Consider the following 18,613-nt stretch of genomic DNA (forward strand, 5'->3'; position numbering starts at 1 on the left):
GCATGCTTCACCCCGTACCAAGCGCGCTGGCACTGGCGCTGGCAGCCTTGATGGCTGCCGGCCCGGCACTGGCAGACACCGCCACCTCCGCGCCCGCCACGGCGCCGCCTTCCACCAGCGGCGATACCGAAGCCAGCAATAATTTCAGCATTGTCCGCTACCGCGCCGACTACCAGGTGCGGCCGGATGCGGGCAATGTGCAGACCGAAACCTACGAAGTCCTGCTCAAGACCAAGGCGTCCGTCGAGCAGTTCAGCCAGGTGCGGCTGAGCTACAGCGAGAAGATGGAGACGCTGGAAGTGCTCGGCGCCTACACCATCACCGCCGACGGCCAGCGCCGCGACGTGCCGGCCGACCGCATCTACACCCAGGAAAGCTATTCCAGCGCCTCGGCGGCGATGTATGCCGACCGAAAGGTGCGGGTGATCGTGTTCCCGAACCTGGCACCCGGCACGCGCCTGTACTACCAGGTACGCCGCACCCAGGCCACGCCGTACTTCCCGGGCTACTTCGGCCTGTGGGAAACCTTCAATGTGTTCACCGAGTACGAGGACGCCGAGGTCACCCTGAGTGCGCCGGCCAATCTGCCGATGTTCGTCGACAGTCGCGGCGTGCAGGGCAGCGATCGCCCGACGGTGAAGAACGGCCAGGCACAGTGGCGCTGGCGCTACCAGCGTCGCGAGGCCATGCCGGCACAGAACTGGTCGGCGGCAGGGTGGGAGTTTGGCCCGAACATCATGGCCAGCACCTATCGTGACTGGTCGCAGATGGGCCGCGCCTACCAGCTCAAGGCGGGGCCGGCGGCGCAGGTCACCCCGGAACTGCAGGCGCTGGCCGATGAGATCACCACTGGCATCAGTGACCGCCGCGAACAGGCCGATGCGCTGTATCGCTGGGTGGCGCAGAACATCCGCTATGTGGCGGTGTACCTGGGCAATGGCGGCTTGGAGCCGAACAGCGCGCAAAGCATCCTCGACAACCACTACGGTGACTGCAAGGACCATGTGACGATCCTGGAGGCGCTGCTGGCGGCCAAGGGCATCGCCAGCTCGCCGGTGCTGATCGGTGCCGGCGGTGGCCCGACGCTGCCGAAGATTCCGGTGCTGGGTCGCTTCAACCACGCCATCACCTATATCCCCGAATTCGATCTGTACCTGGATTCGACTACGGCGTGGGCGCGCTTCGGCCAGCTGCCGGAAGGCGACCTCGGCGCGCCGGTGATGCGCACCCGCGACGCCACGCTGGCGCGCACCCCGGCCAACACGCCGGAGCGTAACGCCACCTCGATGGACGTGCGTTTCACCTTCGACGCCAACGGCAACCTGCGCGGCGAGACCATTCCGAAGCTGGGCGAGAACGCCGAGATCGGCATGCGAGCCCAGTTCTCCCAGCTCAACGCGCAGAACCGTGCGCGCGCCGAGGAGCAGATCATGGCCGCGTCCGGCTTCGACGGGCGAGGGCAGCTGCAGATCCAGGGCGTGCCGGTCGACCTGACCCGGCCGTTCGGCTACCGCATGGCCTTCCAGGCCGAGGACTACGCCGACTTCAGCGTGGCCGGCGGCATGGCCGTGCCGGATCCGCCGGGTGGCGAGTCGGTGCGCGGGCTGTACGCCACCGCCTCGGCGCCAGCCAACGAGACGCCGTTCTACTGCAATGCCAGCCTGCGCGAGGAAACCTATCGCCTGCAGTTCCCGACCAATGCGCCGATCATCGCCATCCCGGCCAGCCAGCGTTTCAGCAACGCCGCCGGTGAGTACCGGGTGGACTGGAGCCGCGAGGGCCAGGACGTGATCGTGCATCACCGCCTGCGGCAGAACGCGGTACGTGGCCCGGAGGCGTTGTGCCAGCCGCAGGACTATCCGGCGTTCCGCGCGCTGTATCGCGAAGTGCGGCGCGGCTTCCGTGGCCAGGTGCTGTACGGCAAGCTGCCGGGCTCCGGCGGCTGAATCGCCGATGGACGTTCAGGGCGGCATAATGTCGCCCTGATCGCCCATTCATCTTTATCCGGGCACACTGGCAACCACTTTTCCTGGCGCCCGCGCCCACAGGATTTCCGCATGAACTTCCGCTTCCGCCGTTTCCTTGCCACCACCACCCTGGCCGTGGCCTGCGCCGCCGCCGGCAGTGCCTGGGCTGGCGCCCGCGATGACCTGAAGGCCTTCACCAGCGGCCTGAAGGGCCTGGATGGCCAGTTCAGCCAGCAGGTGTTCGACAGCCGCGGCAAGGTGAAGGAATCGACCAGTGGCCGCGTGGCCCTGTCGGCGCCGCGCCTGTTCCGCTGGGAATACGTGCGTCCGCACGAACAGCTGATCGTGGCCGACGGCAAGAAGGTCTGGATGTACGAGCCGGACCTGGAGCAGGCCACCGTGCGCGAGCAGGGCAAGGAAGAGCAGAACAGCCCGCTGACCGCGCTGATCAACCCGGCGCTGCTGGAGCAGCAGTACGACGTCAGTGAAGAAGCCGCGCAGCGCGATGGCCTGCAGTGGCTGTCGCTGTCGCCGAAGCGCGAGACCGAGGCCAGCTTCCAGTACGCCGCGCTGGGCTTCAACGCCCAGGGCCTGGCCAAGATGGAAATCACCGACGCGGTCGGCCAGCGCACCGTGATCAGCTTCAGTGGCTGGAAGCACAACCCGGGCTTCGCTGCCGGCACCTTCAGCTTCACCCCGCCGAAGGGCACCGACGTCATCGGTAATTGATCGGGGACGCCGGGCATGGCCCGGCGCTGCCTGCTCTGGCAGGTGTCAACCGGCACCGCCGTGGTGGGTGTCAACCTTGGTTGACACGCTCTCGCGGTACAATAAGCACGTGCCAAGACATCGCTCCACTTCCTTCCCCGGCCCCGATCTGCTGAGTGTTGATCGGGAACACCTGCGCCCGCTGGCCGAGCGCATGCGCCCGCGAACCCTCGACGAAATGGTGGGGCAGAAGCGCCTGCTGGCGCCGGACAGCGCGCTGCGTCGTGCGGTCGAATCCGGTCGCGTGCATTCGATGATCCTGTGGGGGCCGCCAGGCTGCGGCAAGACCACGCTGGCGCTGTTGCTGGCCGAGTACTCCGACGCCGAATTCCGTGCCATTTCCGCGGTGCTGTCCGGCCTGCCGGAAGTGCGCCAGGTGCTGGCCGAAGCGGCACAGCGCTTCGCCGAGGGCCGGCGCACGGTGCTGTTCGTGGACGAGGTGCATCGTTTCAACAAGGCGCAACAGGATGCATTCCTGCCGCACATCGAGCGCGGCACCATCCTGTTCGTCGGCGCCACCACCGAGAACCCGTCCTTCGAACTGAACTCAGCGCTGTTGTCGCGCTGCCGTGTGCATGTGCTGGAAGGCGTTTCGCCCACCGATATCGTCGAGGCGCTGGAGCGTGCGCTGGGTGACCGCGAACGCGGCCTGGGCGAGGAGGGCATCGAGGTCGCTCCCGAACTGCTGCTGGAAATCGCCACCGCTGCCGATGGCGACGTGCGCCGTGCGCTGACCCTGCTGGAAATCGCCGCCGAACTGGCGGGCGGGGAGGGCGGTCGCATCACCCCGCAGACGCTGACCCAGGTGTTGGCCGACCGCACCCGCCGCTTCGACAAGGGCGGCGAGCAGTTCTACGAACAGATCTCCGCGCTGCACAAGTCGGTACGCAGTTCCAACCCGGATGCCGCGCTGTACTGGCTGACCCGCATGCTCGATGGCGGTTGCGACCCGTCCTACCTGGCGCGTCGGCTGACCCGCATGGCCATCGAGGATATCGGCCTGGCCGATCCGCGCGCGCAGAGCATGGCGCTGGAGGCCTGGGACATCTACGAGCGGCTGGGCAGTCCGGAAGGCGAGCTGGCCTTTGCTCAGCTGGTGCTATACCTGGCCAGCACCGCCAAGTCGAACGCCGGCTATGCGGCCTTCAACCAGGCCAAGGCCGATGTGCGCGAAAGCGGCACCGAAGAGGTGCCGTTGCACCTGCGCAATGCGCCGACCAAGCTGATGAAGGAGCTGGGCTACGGCGCCGAGTACCAGTACGACCATGATGCCGAAGGTGGCATTGCGCTGGACCAGACCGGCTTCCCGGATGCGATGGGCGAGCGCGTGTACTACAACCCGGTGCCGCGCGGGCTGGAAATCAAGCTGAAGGAAAAGCTGGACCGGCTGCGTGCCGAGCGCGAAGCGGCCAGGGCTGCAAAAGGCCGTTGACCCAGCAGCCGAGCATGGCTCAGCTCTACATTGTCCTGCGTGCGTTCATTTGGCACACTGCGCGGCTTCTCTTTCAAGGATCGATGCCGTGCAGGAAATGATTCTGCCGTTGAAGCGTTACGCCCAGTTCGAAGGTCGTGCCAACCGTCGCGAATACTGGATGTTCCAGCTGTTCCTGTTGATCGTCTCAGCCGTACTGATGGTGCCGCTGATCGCCGGGTTGGTGATGCAGTCCGACGGCCTCGGCATCGCGTCGATCATCCTGTTTGTCGTGTTCTGGCTGGCTACCCTGCTGCCGATCATCGCCGTCACCGTGCGCCGCCTGCATGACTGCAACCAGTCGGGCTGGCTGTACCTGCTGGCCTTCATTCCGTTCGGCGGCCTGGTGATCTTCGTGTTCGCGCTGCTGCCGGGCACGCCGCAGGAGAATGTGTATGGTCCGGTGCCCGCGGGCCCCTGACATGGCCTGAGTCGAGCTTGGCTCGATGCTACAGGGATAAAGTGAAGAAGCCGGCGTTTCGCCGGCTTCGTCATTACTGGATGCTGCAATCGCCGAAGGACAGGTAGTCCGTGCCGGAACTGAACTGCAGCGTGCAACTGGCGGTGAAGGCCGCACCTTCTTCCAGTGCGCCCAGCTTGGCCGCCTGCTGTTCGTCGTCGGTGGTCAGCCGGGCCAGGACATTGCCCTGGTCATCGCCGGCCTCGACCAGGAGCTCGCCCGCCAGGTTGCTGGAGACGCCCAGCGCGACGGCGCTGAACGTCACCGTCTGGTTGAGTTCTTCCATGCCCAGTGACGAATTGCCTGCCTCTTCATAGGCCTGGTAGAGCGCCGGCAGATCCTGCGCGGCGTGCGCGGCCAGCGGCGCAAGCAAGCCGAGGGAGAGGGCCATCAGGGTGGTGTGCTTCAAGAGAGTCTCACAATCATGGGATTCAATCCCATGTGTTCGTGGCGCGGATGAACGCGGCCTGGTCGGCGGCAGGTTGCCCACCTTCCATGGCTGCGCTGTGAGCAGGGCGATCCAATGCCCCGGTGGCCGGCAAAATAGGGGAAACACTGCGTCCAGTGCAACCCGGTCGTCGCGCGCGTGATACACAGCGTGACGTGTGATCGATGTGATAATCATTCGCGTTTAAGGTAGACTGCGGTCCCTTGTGAACGGGCGGCCCTGGGCCGCATCTGCCGCCGCTGATGAAGCATTTCGTCCTGCATTCGCGCCGTGGTCCGCTGGCCCGCGGCCTGGTCGCCTTGATGATGGGTCTGCTCCTGGCCACTCCGTACGCCCATGCGCAGCAGCGCAATCCGCTGCAGAAGATCGGCCACACCGTGCTCGACGAGCCGGCGGCCAGCTATCGCTTTGAACAGTTCGTGGTGAACAGCCCGGACCAGCAGCGGCGTTGGCGAGTGAACCTGGCGATTCCTGCCAAGGCCGCCAGTGCGCCATCCCCGGTGCTGTACGCGCTGGACGGCAATGCCGTGGCGATGGTGCTGGACCAGCCACTGCTGGCCGAACTGGCCGCGCGCAAGGCGCCGCCGGTGCTGGTGCTGATCGGCTATGACAACGACCTGCGCATCGATTCCAAGGCGCGCACCCGCGACTACACCGCGTGGATCGACCGTGCCGACGATGAGAGCGGTACGACCCAGGCGGTCGGCGGTGGTGCTGCCGCGTTCCTTGATGTGATCGAACGCCGCATCAAGCCCGAAGTCGAGCGTCGCGCACGCATCGATACGCAGCAGCAAGCGCTGTGGGGCCACTCGCTGGGCGGGCTGTTCGTGCTCAATGCGCTGTACACCCGTCCCGCCGCCTTCCAGTCCTACCTGGCGGCCAGTCCGTCGCTGTGGTGGAGCCAGGGCGCGGCGCTGGGCGATCCGGAGCAGCAGTTCGTGCAGAACGTGCACGGCCAGCCGGCGAAGCTGTGGCTGATGCTGGGTGGCGCCGAGCGTGTCGGTGATCGCGGCAAGCGTGACATGAACAACCCGCGCGTGGTCGCGCACCTCCGCCGCATCGGTGGCGCTACCCCGGACGCGGCAATGCAGTTGTCCGGACGGCTGGGCAAGGTGCCGGGACTGAGCGTGCAGTACCGCGAGTTCCCCGGCCTCGGCCACGGCCCGATGCTGCCGGCCTCGTTCCATGCAGCACTGCATGAGCTTTACGGCGTGACCGATCGCAGCGCTGGCGACGGCGGCCCCAGTGGCGGTGACAACGCCACCGAGTGAATCCCTTCGCACGCCTCGTCGTGCGACCCCACTACCCAGGCGAGGCTGCCGATGTGCAGCGGCCCAGGCAACCGATGAATCCCGCGCTACGTGGCGCGGCCTACGTGTGCAAGGAGCCTTCCATGTCGTTCCGTCCGTCTTTCCGTCTCACTTCCCTCGCTGCCGGCCTGTTGCTGGCGGTGACCGCCACCGCGCAGCCGGTGTTCGATCAGCCGGCCAACGCCACCTTCAAGGGCCAGGTGGTCTCACGCGGTGAGAATGTCGTCCCCGGCAGCACCGCGGACGTCGTTGGACGCGGTTTCGTACCGGGCCAGAAGGTGAGCCTGCTGCGTGGCGACAGCGTGCTCAACACGCAGCCGCTGGTGGTCGATGCCGATGGCAACTTCAAGACCCAGCTGAGCATTCCGGCTGATGCCGTGCCGGGCACCCATCCGGTGGTGGTGCGCGCCAGCCAGCCGGCCGCAGCCACCGTGCTGAAGCTGCGCGTCTCGCCGCAGCTGCCGCTGTCCGGCCAGGCGCAGTTCTCCACCCAGTCCAGCAAGCTGGTGCCGGGCCTGTACCAGTCCGCCTACAGCGCCGCCAGCAATGCGGTGTTCGTGACCTCGGCGGTGGGTCGCCCGCCGGTGACCCAGTCGCAGCTGCTGAAGCTGGACCCGAAGTCGCTGAAGGTGACCAAGGCGATCACCCCGGCGCCGGTGCCGGGCAGCACCAATGGCGCGGTGTACGCGGTCTACGGCGTCGGTGTGGATGACACCAACGGCAACGTCTGGGTTACCAATACCCGCCAGAACTCCATCGCGGTCTATCGCCAGAAGGACCTGTCGCTGGTCCACCAGTTCCCGGTCGACGCCGTTCCGCACGCGCGCGACGTGGTGGTCGATGGCACCCACGGCAAGGTGTTCGCCTCGGCCACGGGTGAGGACCACCTGTCGGTGTTCGATGCCAAGACCTTCAAGGAACTGCCGGCGGTGACGCTGGAATCGGGCGTGGATGACGGCAAGTTCACGCCGATGAGCCTGGTGCTGGACGAGAAGGGCGGCAAGCTGTTCACCGTCAGCATTGGCACCCCGGAAGCGGCGGTGATCGACGTGGCCAGCGGCAAGGTCGAGAAGGTCATCGACCTGGGTAATTCGATCAGCGCCTCGGGCGTGGCCTTCGATGCGGCGCGCAACCGCCTGTACGTGGCCTCGCAGGGCACCGACAACCTGCTGATCGTCGATGTGGCCGCCGGCAAGGTGCTGCATGACGTGCCGGTCGGCGCCGGTGCGCTCAACGTTGCCTTCGATGATGCTTCCGGCCTGGCCTATGTGAGCAATCGCGGCGCCGGCACCGTCACCGTGGTCAACGGCGACGGCAAGGTGGTCGCCAACCTCGATGGCGGCACGCTGCCGAACCATGTCCGTGCCGATGGCAAGGGCAACGTGTTCGCGGTGAACAAGTCGCGTGGCGCCGAAGACCCGAAGGGCGACCGCATCACCCGCATCACCCCGAAGCAGTAAGCCACACGGCAGGGCGGCGTGCGCGTCGCCCTGCCAGCAAGGAGAACGAGCATGAACATCGCGTCCCGTCTGCGCCTGTGCGCACTTCCGCTGGCTGTTTCGCTGGCATTGGCCGCCTGTGGCGGTCCGTCGGCGCCCTCGGACACCGGCAAGCCGGCTGAGCCTGCCGCTGCGGCCGCGGCTGGCGACGTTGCGTTGCCGGCTGGCTGGCAGCGCGTGGCTGGCACCGACATGCCGGCCGTGCGCGACCAGAAGGCCGTGCTGCCGGCCACGGTGCATTCCGATGATGGGGCCGACGTCGAGGTGGCCGATACCAGCCGCATCATCGCCGGCGGTGACGACGTGATCGCGGTGATCGAAGCGCTGGGGCTGGACAAGCAGGTGTTCGCCGCGCCAACCAACACCACCACCCGGGCCGGCCTGGCCGCGCCGCATCAGTTCCTGTTCAATCGCACCACTGGCGTGGAGGGCGTGCTGAGCCTGCAGGGCTCGCTGTTCCTCGGCAACAGCCTGCGCCGGCACACGGAGCTTGCAAAGAAGCTGCGTGAGGTGGGCGAACCGGCGGTGGTCATCGATGACCTGCAGCCGGCGCCGGACAAGGTGCGCAAGGTCGCCGCCGCACTAGGGCTGGCCGAGGCAGGGCAGGCGCTTGCCACGCAGGTGCAGCGTCAGCTCGACGAGGCTGCAGCGATTGGCAAGGGCCTGGGCCATGCGCCACGAGTGATCCACGTTTCGGCCACCGGCGCCGGTGGCTCCCCGACCGTGGCCGGTGCGGACAGTGCGTCGGCGCAGCTGATCGCCCTGGCCGGCGGGGTCAACATCGGTACCGAGGCGGGAGTGAAGAACTACTCGCAGCTGAGCAATGAAGGTGTGGTCGCGGCAGCGCCGGAGGTGATCCTGGTGACCGAGCATGACCTGCAGCTGTTCGGTGGTGCTGAAGGCCTGTGGAAGTCCTACCCGACGCTGAAGCAGACCCCTGCCGGGCAGGCCAATCGGGTCTGGGTGATGCCGGATGTGCAGCTGAAGTACACCAGCGTCGGCTCCGGTGCCGGTGCGCTGGCGCTGGCCAAGGCCCTGGCGGCGTTGCCGAAGGCATGAGTCCGGCGGATCGGCGCCGCCGTCGCGGGCGGACGATGTTGCTGGTGGCGCTGCTGGCACTGCTGGGGGCAGTGCTGGCCTCGTTCGCCGTGGGTCCGTTGCGGTTGCCGCCGCTGGAGGTGATGCAGGCGCTGGCGGTGAAGCTGGGTCTGCTCGATCCTCAGGCGGTCAGCAGTCGTGACCTGGCCGTGGTCTGGCAGCTGCGCATCCCGCGCGCCCTGCTGGGCGCGATGGTCGGCGCCTCGCTGGCGATGGCCGGTGCCAGCCTGCAGGGATTGTTCGGCAACCCGCTGGCCGATCCTGGCATCGTCGGTGTCAGCCAGGGCGCCGCACTGGGCGCGGTCGCCGCCATCGTGCTTGGCGCTGCCGGTGCGGCCGGCTGGCTGGTGCCGGTTGCAGCCTTCGGTGGTGGTGCACTGGCGATCGGCCTGACCTATGCGCTGGCCCGGCCCGGCAAGGGTACGGGCAACGCTACGCTGCTGCTGGTCGGCATCGCGATGGCGGCGTTCTGCTCGGCGTTGATCGGCTTCCTGACCTACATCGCCAGCGAAAGCGAGCTGCAATCGCTGGTGTTCTGGCAGATGGGTTCGCTGGCGCGCGCCAACTGGGCCGACGTGGCAGCGGTGGTGCCGTTGTTTGCGATTGGCGTATTCGCGCTGCAGCGATTGGCTACGCCGCTGGACATGCTGGCGCTGGGCGAACGCCAGGCCCAGCATCTGGGGCTGGATGTTCCCCGCACGCGTCGCCGCCTGGTGGCGTTCAGTGCGCTGCTGGTGGGCGCGGCCGTGGCCTTTGCCGGTTCGATCAGTTTCGTTGGCCTGGTGGTGCCGCACGTGGCGCGGCTGCTGGTGGGCCCGGGCCATCGCTGGCTGCTGCCGCTTTCCGGGCTGCTCGGTGCGTTGTTGATCGTGGTGGCCGACACCGCGGCTCGCACGCTGGATCCGCCGGCAGAGATTCCGCTGGGCCTGTTCTCGGCAGCGCTGGGCGCACCGTTCTTCCTCTGGCTGGTGCTGCAGCAGCGCCGCAAGGCTGCGCCATGAGCGTGCTGTTGAAACTGCACGAGGTGGTGGTGCGCCGCCAGCAGCGCGAGATCCTGCATGGCATCTCGCTGGCGTTCGAACCGGGTACGGTCACCGCGCTGGTGGGCCCGAATGGCGCGGGCAAGTCCACGTTGCTGGCTGTGGCAGCCGGTGACCTGCGCGCCGACGTGGGCGAAGTCAGTCTGTTGGGCAGGCCGCTGGCCACCTACAAGGCCGGGCCACTGGCACGCGAGCGCGCGGTGATGCCGCAGGAGCACGGCGTGCGCTTTGCCTTCAGCGTGGAGGAAGTGGTGGCGATGGGGCGGCTGCCACACCCGCCGGACCCGGCAGTGGATGACGCGCAGGTGGAAGCAGCGATCGATGCCGCCGAACTGCAGGCGCTGCGCCTGCGTGAGGTGCAGCAGCTGTCCGGCGGCGAGTCCGCCCGGACCACGTTCGCGCGCGTGCTGGCCCAGGACACGCCGTTGCTGCTGCTGGATGAGCCGACTGCAGCGCTGGACCTGCGCCACCAGGAACGCACCCTGCGCAGTGTGCGCGGCTGTGCCGAGGCCGGCGCATGCGTGATCGTGGTGCTGCACGACCTGAACCTGGCCGCTGGCTATGCCGACCGCATCGTGCTGCTGGAGCAGGGCAGGGTGGCGGCTGATGGCACGCCGCTGCAGGTGCTGACCGAAGACAACCTGCAGCGGGTCTACCAGCAGGATGTGGTGGTGCTGGAGCATCCGCGCCGTGGGGTGCCGCTGGTGGTGGTGACCTGAGCATTAAGGTACTCCGCCTGGCGACGTATCATGCGCGGTTCGTTCTCTTCAATGGACTGATGTGATGATGCGTTTCTTCCTGCGCGGCGCCTTCGTTGCCGCAATGACCGCGGTTGCCGGTGGTGTAGCTGCTACACCAGCAACGTCCATTTCGCTGGGTGACGCCACCGAGCGGGCATCCCTCATCGAGACGCGCCGCTCCGCCGGCGATGGCGCCGCAGTGTCGTTGATGAACACCCGCTATTACGCCAGTGGCGAGATGCAGTTCAGCTGGGATGGCCAGCAGGTGCTGACACTGTGCGAGGGTGCGGTGTATCTGAAATTTCCCGAGGGCAGAACGGTGGCGTTGACCGCAGAGCAGCGCCAGATGTTCGCTTACCAGGCCATGTTGGCCAGCCTGGCGGCCATCACTGCCGTCGGCGCCGCATCGGGCGAATCACTGGCTGTGGCGGCCGATGGCAGCGAGCTCCGTAGCGCGGGGGAAAGCCCGTGGGCCTATGGTGTAGAGCGCTTCGAGGTGACCACCCAACGCATGCCGGGCGGCGCGATACGTGTGCGTTCCCGAAAGACCGAGACCGTGAACACGACGCCCCCGGCGAGCCCGGACGACAGGTTCAGCACCGAAGACGACCAGGCGGCACGCCTGTCCGAGCTGGCGCCGGTGGGAAGCTGGACCGAGGTGGTTGTCCATGAGGGGCCGAGGCTGCCGCAGGTGGATCCGGCGATGTCGTTGAAGGAATGGACCTCGATGGGGGACGACCGGGCTGCGACCGTGGCTGAGGCCCGCAAGCTGCATGAGTGCAAGTGAGCTGAGCTGGGGTCGGAGCCCTTTGCCCGTGGCAAAGGGATCCGACCCCGTGGCCCGTCGGCCTCATCGTTCTATTTATGTGCGCAATATTCACTTGCGCGCCAGATTGGCAGGTCTAGAATGCGCCCCATGAACCGGATGCCGCTCCTGAAGTTTTTCACCCTGACCCGCGCAAGCGCGGAACGGGCGTGTCTGCCTGGAGCCCCACGAGGCCGTTGAGACGGCCATCGCTGGACCTTCTACAGAGCGCCCTCCGGGGCGCTCTTTTCGTTTCCGCAGTTCCATTCCCCGTAAGCCGATGTACCGCAAGGAGAACGTGCCATGCACCAGATCGCCGAGACCGAACGCTAGCCGCGCACCCTGTCGCCAACCGGGGTGTGCGGCCCCCGAAGTTGGCTTTGCAGGAACCTCTCTCATGAACACCCAAGTCCTCTCCCGCCGTCGCAACCTTGGCATCATTGCCCACATCGACGCCGGCAAGACCACGCTGACCGAACGCCTGCTGTGGAAAAGCGGTGAGATCCATCGCGTGGGCGAAGTGCACGATGGCAATGCGACCACCGATTTCTCGGCGATCGAGCGCGAGCGCGGCATCACCATCGGCGCCGCCGCGGTACAGGCGCAGTGGGCGCCGCGCGACCTGCCGCCGCATCGGCTGACCCTGATCGACACCCCGGGCCACATCGACTTCGCCATCGAAGTCGAGCGTTCGCTGCGCGTGCTCGACGGTGCCGTGGCCGTATTCTCGGCGGTGGATGGCGTGCAGCCGCAGTCGGAAACCGTGTGGCGCCAGGCGCGGCGCCACCGCGTGCCGCTGATCGCGTTCGTCAACAAGATGGACCGCGTTGGTGCCTCGTTCCAGCGCGTGCTGGAGCAGCTGCAGGACAAGCTGCAGGCGCGGCCGTGGGCGCTCGGTGTGCCACTGGGCAGCGAAAGCGGCTTCAACGGATGGGTCGACCTGGTCGATGAGCGCGTGCTGCGGTGGCAGGACGCCGCCGTGGCGACGATCACGCCGTGGGACGATGCGGCGCGCACCCTGTGGCAGTCGCACCGCGACGCACTGGTGGAGGCCGTGGCCGACCACGACGAACTGCTGGCCGATGCCTGGCTGGAAGGCCGCGTGATCGATGCCGAACTGCTGCGCGCGGCGATCCGCCGGGCGACGCTGGCCGGTGCGGGCTTGCCGGTGCTGGCCGGTGCCGCGTTCAAGGACAAGGGCATCGAGGCGCTGCTGGATGCGGTGGTCGATTACCTGCCTTCGCCGCTGGATCGCCCTGCCGTGACCGCCGAAAGCGAAGATGGCGACGTGGTGTTGCCGCCGGATCCAGACGGTCCGCTGGCCGGCCTGCTGTTCAAGATCACCCATCAGCAGCACGGCGCGCTGAGCTTCGTGCGGCTGTACTCGGGCACCTTGAAGGTGGGCGACGCCGTGGCCAGTTCGCAGCATCCGCAGGGGCGGCGTGTCAGCCGCCTGGTGCGGGTGCAGGCCGACCAGACCCACGACATCGAACAGGCCGTGGCCGGTGACATCGTGGCGGTGCTGGGCTGGAAGGACGCGGTCAGCGGTGAAACGCTGAGCAGCCGTGCGCAGCCGCTGCGCCTGGAGAACATCCAGGCACAGGCGCCGGTGCTGGCCTGGCGGTTGGAGCCTGCACGTGCGGCCGACCTGATCCGGATGGCGCAGGGCCTGGCCAGCCTGGCCCAGGAAGACCCGTCGTTCCGCGTCGAAACCGATCGCGACACGGCGGAAACCCTGGTCTGGGGCATGGGCGAGCTGCACCTGGAGGTGATGGTCGAACGCCTGCGCAGCGAATGGAAGGTCGACGTGGGCGTGGGTTCGCCGCGCGTGGCCTACCAGGAGACGCCAATGCGTGCGATGACTGGCGTGGTCGGGCGGCTGGTCAAGCAGACCGGCGGCCAGGGCCAGTTCGCGCATGTGGTGCTGGATGTGTCGCCGCGCGAGGATGGCCAGGTGGTGTTCAACGACCGCATCGTCGGTGGCGTGGTGCCGCGCAGCTTCATTGCAGCGGTGGAAAAGGGCGTGCGTGCCGCGCTGTCGGAAGGCCCGCAGGGACATCCGGTGGTGGGCATCGAGGTCAGTCTTGTCGATGGCCAGACCCATGCCAAGGACTCCTCGGAGATGGCGTTCCATCGCGCCGGTGCCGAGGCGATCAAGGCCGCGCTGGCAGAGGGCGGTACGCAGCTGCTGGAGCCGGTGATGGCGGTGACGGTACATTCGCCGTCGGCATCGGTGGGTGATGTGGTCGGCGACCTCAACCGTCGCCATGGTCGCATTGCCCGCATCGACGACCAGGACGGTCGTGCGGAGGTCAACGGCTTTGCGCCGCTGGCGCAGCTGGTGGGTTACACCACCTCGCTGCGCTCGCTCAGCCAGGGGCGGGCCAGCAGCGAGGCGCATCTGCACGGCTACGAGCCGGTTCGAGCGGCATGAAGAAGGTGAGGGAGCCCGTTCGCGGGCTCCCTTTTTTCGTGTCGGCCGGTTCCCGTATCCACGCATGGCGCGGATCTACCGGGTGATCGGGTTGCGGGCTCTGCAGCAGATCCACGCAACGCGTGGATGCCGTTCTCAGGGGGTCCGCTTTTTGCACTGCATCGCAACAAAACTGCAGAAAAAGCTGGATTAAAGTGATGCCTCACGATAAATTGCGCACCCCCCGTTGCTCGCCGCCGCCCGCACCCTGCCCATGCGTGATGACAAAGACCCCGGAACCCTGGAGCTGACCTTGCCGCGCAAGCGCGGTCGTCCGCCCAAGTTCGGGTACGCGATGAGCGATGCGCAGCGGGCCGCGCGCTACCGTGCACGCAGGGCGGGGCAGGCCAACCATGCCGACGTGCGCTCCTGCAGTGACATGGTGCTGCTGGACAAGATCCGCGCCGCGGTGAGTGCGCGCGACACCGAGCTGGCCGGGTTCCTGGTCCACGTGCTCTGGCAGCGCTACCCCCTGCAGCTGAAATAGTTCGCCGGTGGGGTGGCCGTTGTCATCGAGCTTGTTGATAATGCGGGATTCAGGTTGTTCCCGCTGGCGTGCCCGGGATGGCAGGCGCGCATGATCGAACGGTTCCCAAGATGACCACCACCAGCGACACCACCACCGAAGCGGCGCCGAGCGGCGCCCCCCTGTTCTATACCCGTCCGGTGCCGCTGCAGGCCGATGTGCATGCCGATCTGCGCATCCTGCCGGGCAAGCTCGAATTCGCCGCTGGCAACAACGCCATCCCGCTGGTACTGGGCGAATTCTCGCTGGCCCTGCACCACTTCCCGATCCTGTTCGCTGGCCCGACCGCGGTGCCGATGGCCGCCGTGGGCGTGTCCGACCAGAACCTGTTCATCAAGGACGGCCTGTGGGAAGACGAGGCCTACATCCCGGCCTACCTGCGCCGCCACCCCTTCATCTTCATCGACACCGGCGCGGAGAATGACTTCCTGCTGGGCATCGACGAGGAAAGCCCGCGCGTGGTCAAGGGCGGCGAAGAAGGCCAGCCGCTGTTCGTTGACGGCAAGGCTACCGAAATGGTGCAGCAGGCGCTGGAGTTCTGCGGCCAGTACACCCGCGAGCACGAACAGACCCAGGCCTTCTCCAAGGCGCTGATCGACAACGGCCTTCTGGTCGAGCGCAATGCGACTGTGCGTACCCCCGATGGCCGCGAGTTCAACCTCAACGGCTTCCTGGTCGTGGACGTCGAGAAGTTCGTTGCCCTGCCGGAAGCAACCGTGATCGAATGGCACCGCAGCGGCTGGCTGGCATTGATCCACCAGCACCTGATGTCGCTGGGTCGCTTCAACGACCTGACCCGCCGCCAGGTCGAACGCCTCGCCGCCTGATCAGGGCTCTGACCGGGTTCCCGCTGCGCGGGAGCCCTGTCCGGCCAGCAGCACGTCCAGCAGGCGTCGTGCATCGGCCCAGTCCGGCGCGGCGTCATGCGCCAGATCGGCCAGCTCCGCCGCGATGGCCGCGTGCCCGCATTGGCCCAGCATCTGCAGCGTGCCCTGCAATCGGTGTGCGTGATGGCTTAGTGCCGATGCGTCTGCACGATCGACAACCCGCTCCAGGTTGCCGAGCTCATCGCGGATGTCGGCGATGTAGGCCGCGTCCATTTCAATCGACTGCACGGAAGTGTCCAGGCCATCCGGCCGCGCAGTGCCGAGCGCAGGCAGCAGTTGGGCGGCGCGCAGCGGCTTGGCGAGTACCGCGTCGAAGCCCGAGCGGCGGCAGCGTGCGCGATGACGCCGCCCGGTGCGGGCAGACAACGCGATCAGGCGGATGGACTGCCCCGCGCGCCCACGCAGTTCGCGCGCCAGCGCGTGACCATCGATGCCACGCAGTCCAATGTCGATCAATGCGGCGGGACGGGGCTGGCGCAGCTGTTCGGCCAGGGCACTGGCCGCATCTTCCACGGCGCACACCTCGGCACCCCAGCGCCGCAGCTGTTCGGCGATGACGTGGCGATTGAGCTCGTGGTCCTCCACCAGCAGCAGATGCAGGCCGGCCAGTGGCGTGGCGCCAGCGCACAGGTCTTCGGCATCCGCGCTGGCACTTGCAGGAGACACCGGCAGGCGCAGGATGAAGCGGCTGCCGCGGCCCAGCACGCTGTGCACGGTGAGGTCGCCCCCCATGGCGCGGGCCAGCTCGCGCGCGATCGAAAGCCCCAGGCCACTGCCGCCACGTTGGTGCCCGCTGCTGCCTTGCTGGAAAGGTTGGAACAGGGCGGCCACCTGCGCCGGTGCAATGCCGATGCCGCTGTCGATCACCTCCAGCAGCAGTTCCCGCGGCCGCGCCGCCGGCATCAGCTGCAGGCGCAGCTCGACGCCGCCGATATCGCTGAACTTCACCGCGTTGGCCAGTAGATTGCTGGCAATCTGGCGTAGCGCATCGGCGTCCACCAGGATGAAGGACGGGTATGCGTTCCGGGCATCGAAATGCAGCTGCAGGCCTTTCCGCCGGGCCTCTGGCCGGATCGCCTCCAGTGCCTGCCGGCACAGCTGTGCTGCATCGCAGGGTTGCGGATGCGGCTTGAACGCGCCGCTGGCGAGCCGCGAAAAGTCCAGTGCACGATTCAACAGGCTGCGCAGGGCGTGGCTGGCCGTGCTGGCAGCGGCGAGCAGATCGCGCTCGCCCTTCGGTAGTGTCGATTGTCCAAGCAGTTCGATCGAGGCCAGCACGGCCTGCGCCGAGTTGCGCATCTCGTGACTGATCACCCCGATGGCATGTGCGCCGCTTCGGTCACCGCGTGCCCGCAGGTGGCCGGTTGCGCGCCACAGCAGCGGCAGGGCGATCAGCAGCGGGGCCAGCAGCAGCCACCCGCGCGGGGGCGACGCCTGCATCCAGTCCAGTGCATTCCCCGCGGCCGCAGGCAAGGTCTGTCCAGCCCAGAGTCGAAGCAGGCCCGCATGCTCCTCCAGCGTGATCTCCCGCAATGCCTGTTGGATGCGCTCCAGCAACTGCCGGTCTTCGTGGCGGACGAGCAGGTAGAGGTCCGTGGAGAAGCTGCTGTCGAACGACTGCAGGCGCAGGCTGCCATTGAAATGGCGTCGAACCAGGGGGCGCAGTGTGGGCTCCAGGCCAATCGCCGCGTCCGCCAGGCCGGATTCGACCGCCTTCAATGCCGCATACCGGTTGGGCAGTTGCTGCAGCCGGATCTGTGGATGATGTGCGCGCAGCCAACCGGCGTAGGGCCCGCCTTCAACCACGGCGACGACCCGTCCGTCGAGTTCGCGCATCTCCCGTGGCAGCCATTCGCCCGTGCGCCCGGCCAGCAGGGTGGCGCCGCCGCGAAAGCGGCGGGACGCGGCAAGGTCGGGGCAGGGGAGCGACTGGTGTCTCGCCCCGCCAAAGACCATGACCAGATCGGCCTCGTGATGGCACACCGCGAGGATCGACGCGGCGGTGGTCGGATAGGGCCGTTCCAGGAAGCTGAGTTGGGCATGCCGGGCCACCAGGCTGGCGTAGCCATGGGCCAGCGTTGGCGGTGATGAGGCATCGGCCAATGCTGCGGGCAGCGGCCGCAGGGAAGGCGCCGTGGCGACCCGCACGCTGCTACCCGGTAGCCAGCGTGGCGACCGGATATCTTCGGCCGACGCAGCGGGCAGGAGAAGGAGCACCAGCAACCCCGTGGGCAGGAAGCGACGGCGCAGCGGCGGGTGGTGCCTCACGGGGTCTCCAGTCGCTCGCGCAGTGCGTAGATTTCCACATCGCTGCGCAATCCCAGCTTGCGCAGCACGGCGACCTTCTGTGTGCTGACGGTCTTGATGCTGCGATGCCGGCGCAGGGCGATCTCGGAGACGGTCAGGCCTTCCAGCAGCAGGCCCAGCACCTCGCGCTCGTTGCGGCTGAGCTCACCGCGATCGCCGGCCAGCCTGACGTCCGGTGGAACCCGGGTCAGGCCCTGCGAAACGCGCACGATGGCATCGGACAGTGCAGGAAGTGGCTCGGCCTTGCTGACGAATCCGCTGAGCCCGGCATCGATCAGGCGGTTGAGGTTGGTGGTGGGCGAGGGTGTGGCGAAGGCCAGCAACGGCGTGCGCGGGAACTCCCGGCACAGCCGCGCAACCAGCTCGATGCCGCCCAGGTCGCCACGGGCAAGCGTGAGATCGATGATGGCCACGTCAACGTGCGTGCCCTGCAGGCTGCTGAGCAGATCGGCGCTGCAGCCATGGCTGGCGACGATGTCGAACCGGAGGTCGCCTGAAAGGTGGAGGGCGGTGCCGCGACGGACGACTTCGTGGTCATCCAGGAGCGCCAGGCGAAGCCGACGCGGTGCAGGAAATCCATTCATGCGCGGGAGGTGGTCAGCGCCCATGGGCGTGGCCGTCATTCTGGCGCTGCTGTCGCGTCGAACATCGAATTCGTTGCGATTTTACGACTATTCCTAAAGATCGATGGATGCCCTCCATCGATAGGGGCTGATCCATGGGTCGGGCGTATCGTCAGGTCGAAAGTCGCCGGCTACCGATACCCTTTGAAGAGATATTAATGTGACGCGTCACGCCGGGGCGGGCGCGGGCG

General features: G+C 67.3%; 16 protein-coding genes. 13 read left to right on the forward strand and 3 right to left on the reverse strand.

The features are described from left to right. The first annotated feature begins 2 nt into the window (after nt 1–2). From V3B30_RS04515 to V3B30_RS04530, 4 genes are all read left to right on the forward strand, one after another. Nucleotides 3–1,946, forward strand: a complete 1,944-nt coding sequence (locus tag V3B30_RS04515; protein ID WP_262082652.1) for a DUF3857 domain-containing protein — start codon at nt 3–5, stop codon at nt 1,944–1,946. A 111-nt stretch (nt 1,947–2,057) separates the two neighbouring features. After that, nucleotides 2,058–2,696 carry an outer membrane lipoprotein chaperone LolA gene (gene lolA / locus V3B30_RS04520; protein ID WP_262082651.1) on the forward strand — a complete coding sequence of 213 codons (639 nt, stop codon included), beginning with the start codon at nt 2,058–2,060 and terminating at the stop codon, nt 2,694–2,696. 193 nt (nt 2,697–2,889) lie between these two features. Beyond that, entirely contained in the window at nt 2,890–4,167 is a 1,278-nt protein-coding gene (locus V3B30_RS04525) for a replication-associated recombination protein A (RefSeq protein WP_262082650.1), read from the forward strand. 88 nt (nt 4,168–4,255) lie between these two features. Then, complete coding sequence (locus V3B30_RS04530) at nt 4,256–4,627, forward strand: DUF805 domain-containing protein (RefSeq protein WP_262082649.1); 372 nt, start codon at nt 4,256–4,258, stop codon at nt 4,625–4,627. A 73-nt stretch (nt 4,628–4,700) separates the two neighbouring features. On the opposite strand, the gene V3B30_RS04535 is transcribed toward V3B30_RS04530, so the two are convergent. After that, nucleotides 4,701–5,075, reverse strand: coding sequence for a hypothetical protein (locus V3B30_RS04535; protein ID WP_262082648.1), 375 nt, complete (start codon nt 5,073–5,075; stop codon nt 4,701–4,703). 281 nt (nt 5,076–5,356) lie between these two features. On the opposite strand from V3B30_RS04535, the gene V3B30_RS04540 reads away from it, so the two are divergent. The 9 genes from V3B30_RS04540 (at nt 5,357) to V3B30_RS04580 (ending at nt 15,432) form a co-directional block, all read left to right on the forward strand. Further along, nucleotides 5,357–6,385: an alpha/beta hydrolase-fold protein gene (locus tag V3B30_RS04540; RefSeq protein ID WP_262082647.1), complete on the forward strand. Its 1,029-nt coding sequence runs from the start codon at nt 5,357–5,359 to the stop codon at nt 6,383–6,385. A 122-nt stretch (nt 6,386–6,507) separates the two neighbouring features. Continuing rightward, nucleotides 6,508–7,884 (forward strand): YncE family protein, encoded by a 1,377-nt coding sequence (locus V3B30_RS04545; protein WP_100472238.1) that lies wholly within the window; start codon nt 6,508–6,510, stop codon nt 7,882–7,884. A 51-nt stretch (nt 7,885–7,935) separates the two neighbouring features. Continuing rightward, nucleotides 7,936–8,982 carry an ABC transporter substrate-binding protein gene (locus V3B30_RS04550; RefSeq protein WP_100472239.1) on the forward strand — a complete coding sequence of 349 codons (1,047 nt, stop codon included), beginning with the start codon at nt 7,936–7,938 and terminating at the stop codon, nt 8,980–8,982. Then, nucleotides 8,979–10,022, forward strand: a complete 1,044-nt coding sequence (locus V3B30_RS04555; RefSeq protein ID WP_100472240.1) for an iron ABC transporter permease — start codon at nt 8,979–8,981, stop codon at nt 10,020–10,022. The genes V3B30_RS04550 and V3B30_RS04555 overlap by 4 nt, the downstream gene beginning before the upstream one ends. Continuing rightward, nucleotides 10,019–10,780 (forward strand): heme ABC transporter ATP-binding protein, encoded by a 762-nt coding sequence (locus V3B30_RS04560; RefSeq protein WP_262082645.1) that lies wholly within the window; start codon nt 10,019–10,021, stop codon nt 10,778–10,780. Before V3B30_RS04555 ends, V3B30_RS04560 begins: the two co-directional genes overlap by 4 nt. A gap of 103 nt (nt 10,781–10,883) precedes the next feature. Next, entirely contained in the window at nt 10,884–11,588 is a 705-nt protein-coding gene (locus tag V3B30_RS04565) for a hypothetical protein (protein ID WP_262082681.1), read from the forward strand. Nucleotides 11,589–12,003: 415 nt separating this feature from the next. Next, nucleotides 12,004–14,040 (forward strand): elongation factor G, encoded by a 2,037-nt coding sequence (gene fusA / locus V3B30_RS04570; protein WP_262082644.1) that lies wholly within the window; start codon nt 12,004–12,006, stop codon nt 14,038–14,040. Between the two features lie 253 nt (nt 14,041–14,293). Continuing rightward, nucleotides 14,294–14,566 carry a hypothetical protein gene (locus tag V3B30_RS04575; RefSeq protein ID WP_005409616.1) on the forward strand — a complete coding sequence of 91 codons (273 nt, stop codon included), beginning with the start codon at nt 14,294–14,296 and terminating at the stop codon, nt 14,564–14,566. A gap of 110 nt (nt 14,567–14,676) precedes the next feature. After that, entirely contained in the window at nt 14,677–15,432 is a 756-nt protein-coding gene (locus V3B30_RS04580; protein ID WP_100472246.1) for a SapC family protein, read from the forward strand. Here V3B30_RS04580 and V3B30_RS04585 read toward each other — a convergent pair whose 3' ends face one another. Together V3B30_RS04585 and V3B30_RS04590 are read right to left on the reverse strand one after the other, a co-directional pair. Continuing rightward, nucleotides 15,433–17,760 carry an ATP-binding protein gene (locus V3B30_RS04585; RefSeq protein ID WP_262082643.1) on the reverse strand — a complete coding sequence of 776 codons (2,328 nt, stop codon included), beginning with the start codon at nt 17,758–17,760 and terminating at the stop codon, nt 15,433–15,435. It abuts the gene before it with no gap. After that, the gene (locus tag V3B30_RS04590; RefSeq protein ID WP_100475193.1) at nt 17,757–18,383 is read right to left on the reverse strand and encodes a response regulator transcription factor; all 627 of its coding nucleotides are present in this window, start codon (nt 18,381–18,383) and stop codon (nt 17,757–17,759) included. The genes V3B30_RS04585 and V3B30_RS04590 overlap by 4 nt, the downstream gene beginning before the upstream one ends. Nucleotides 18,384–18,613 lie beyond the last annotated feature (230 nt).

It is taken from the genome of Stenotrophomonas sp. SMYL41 (assembly GCF_036319965.1).
GTDB lineage: Bacteria > Pseudomonadota > Gammaproteobacteria > Xanthomonadales > Xanthomonadaceae > Stenotrophomonas > Stenotrophomonas maltophilia_R.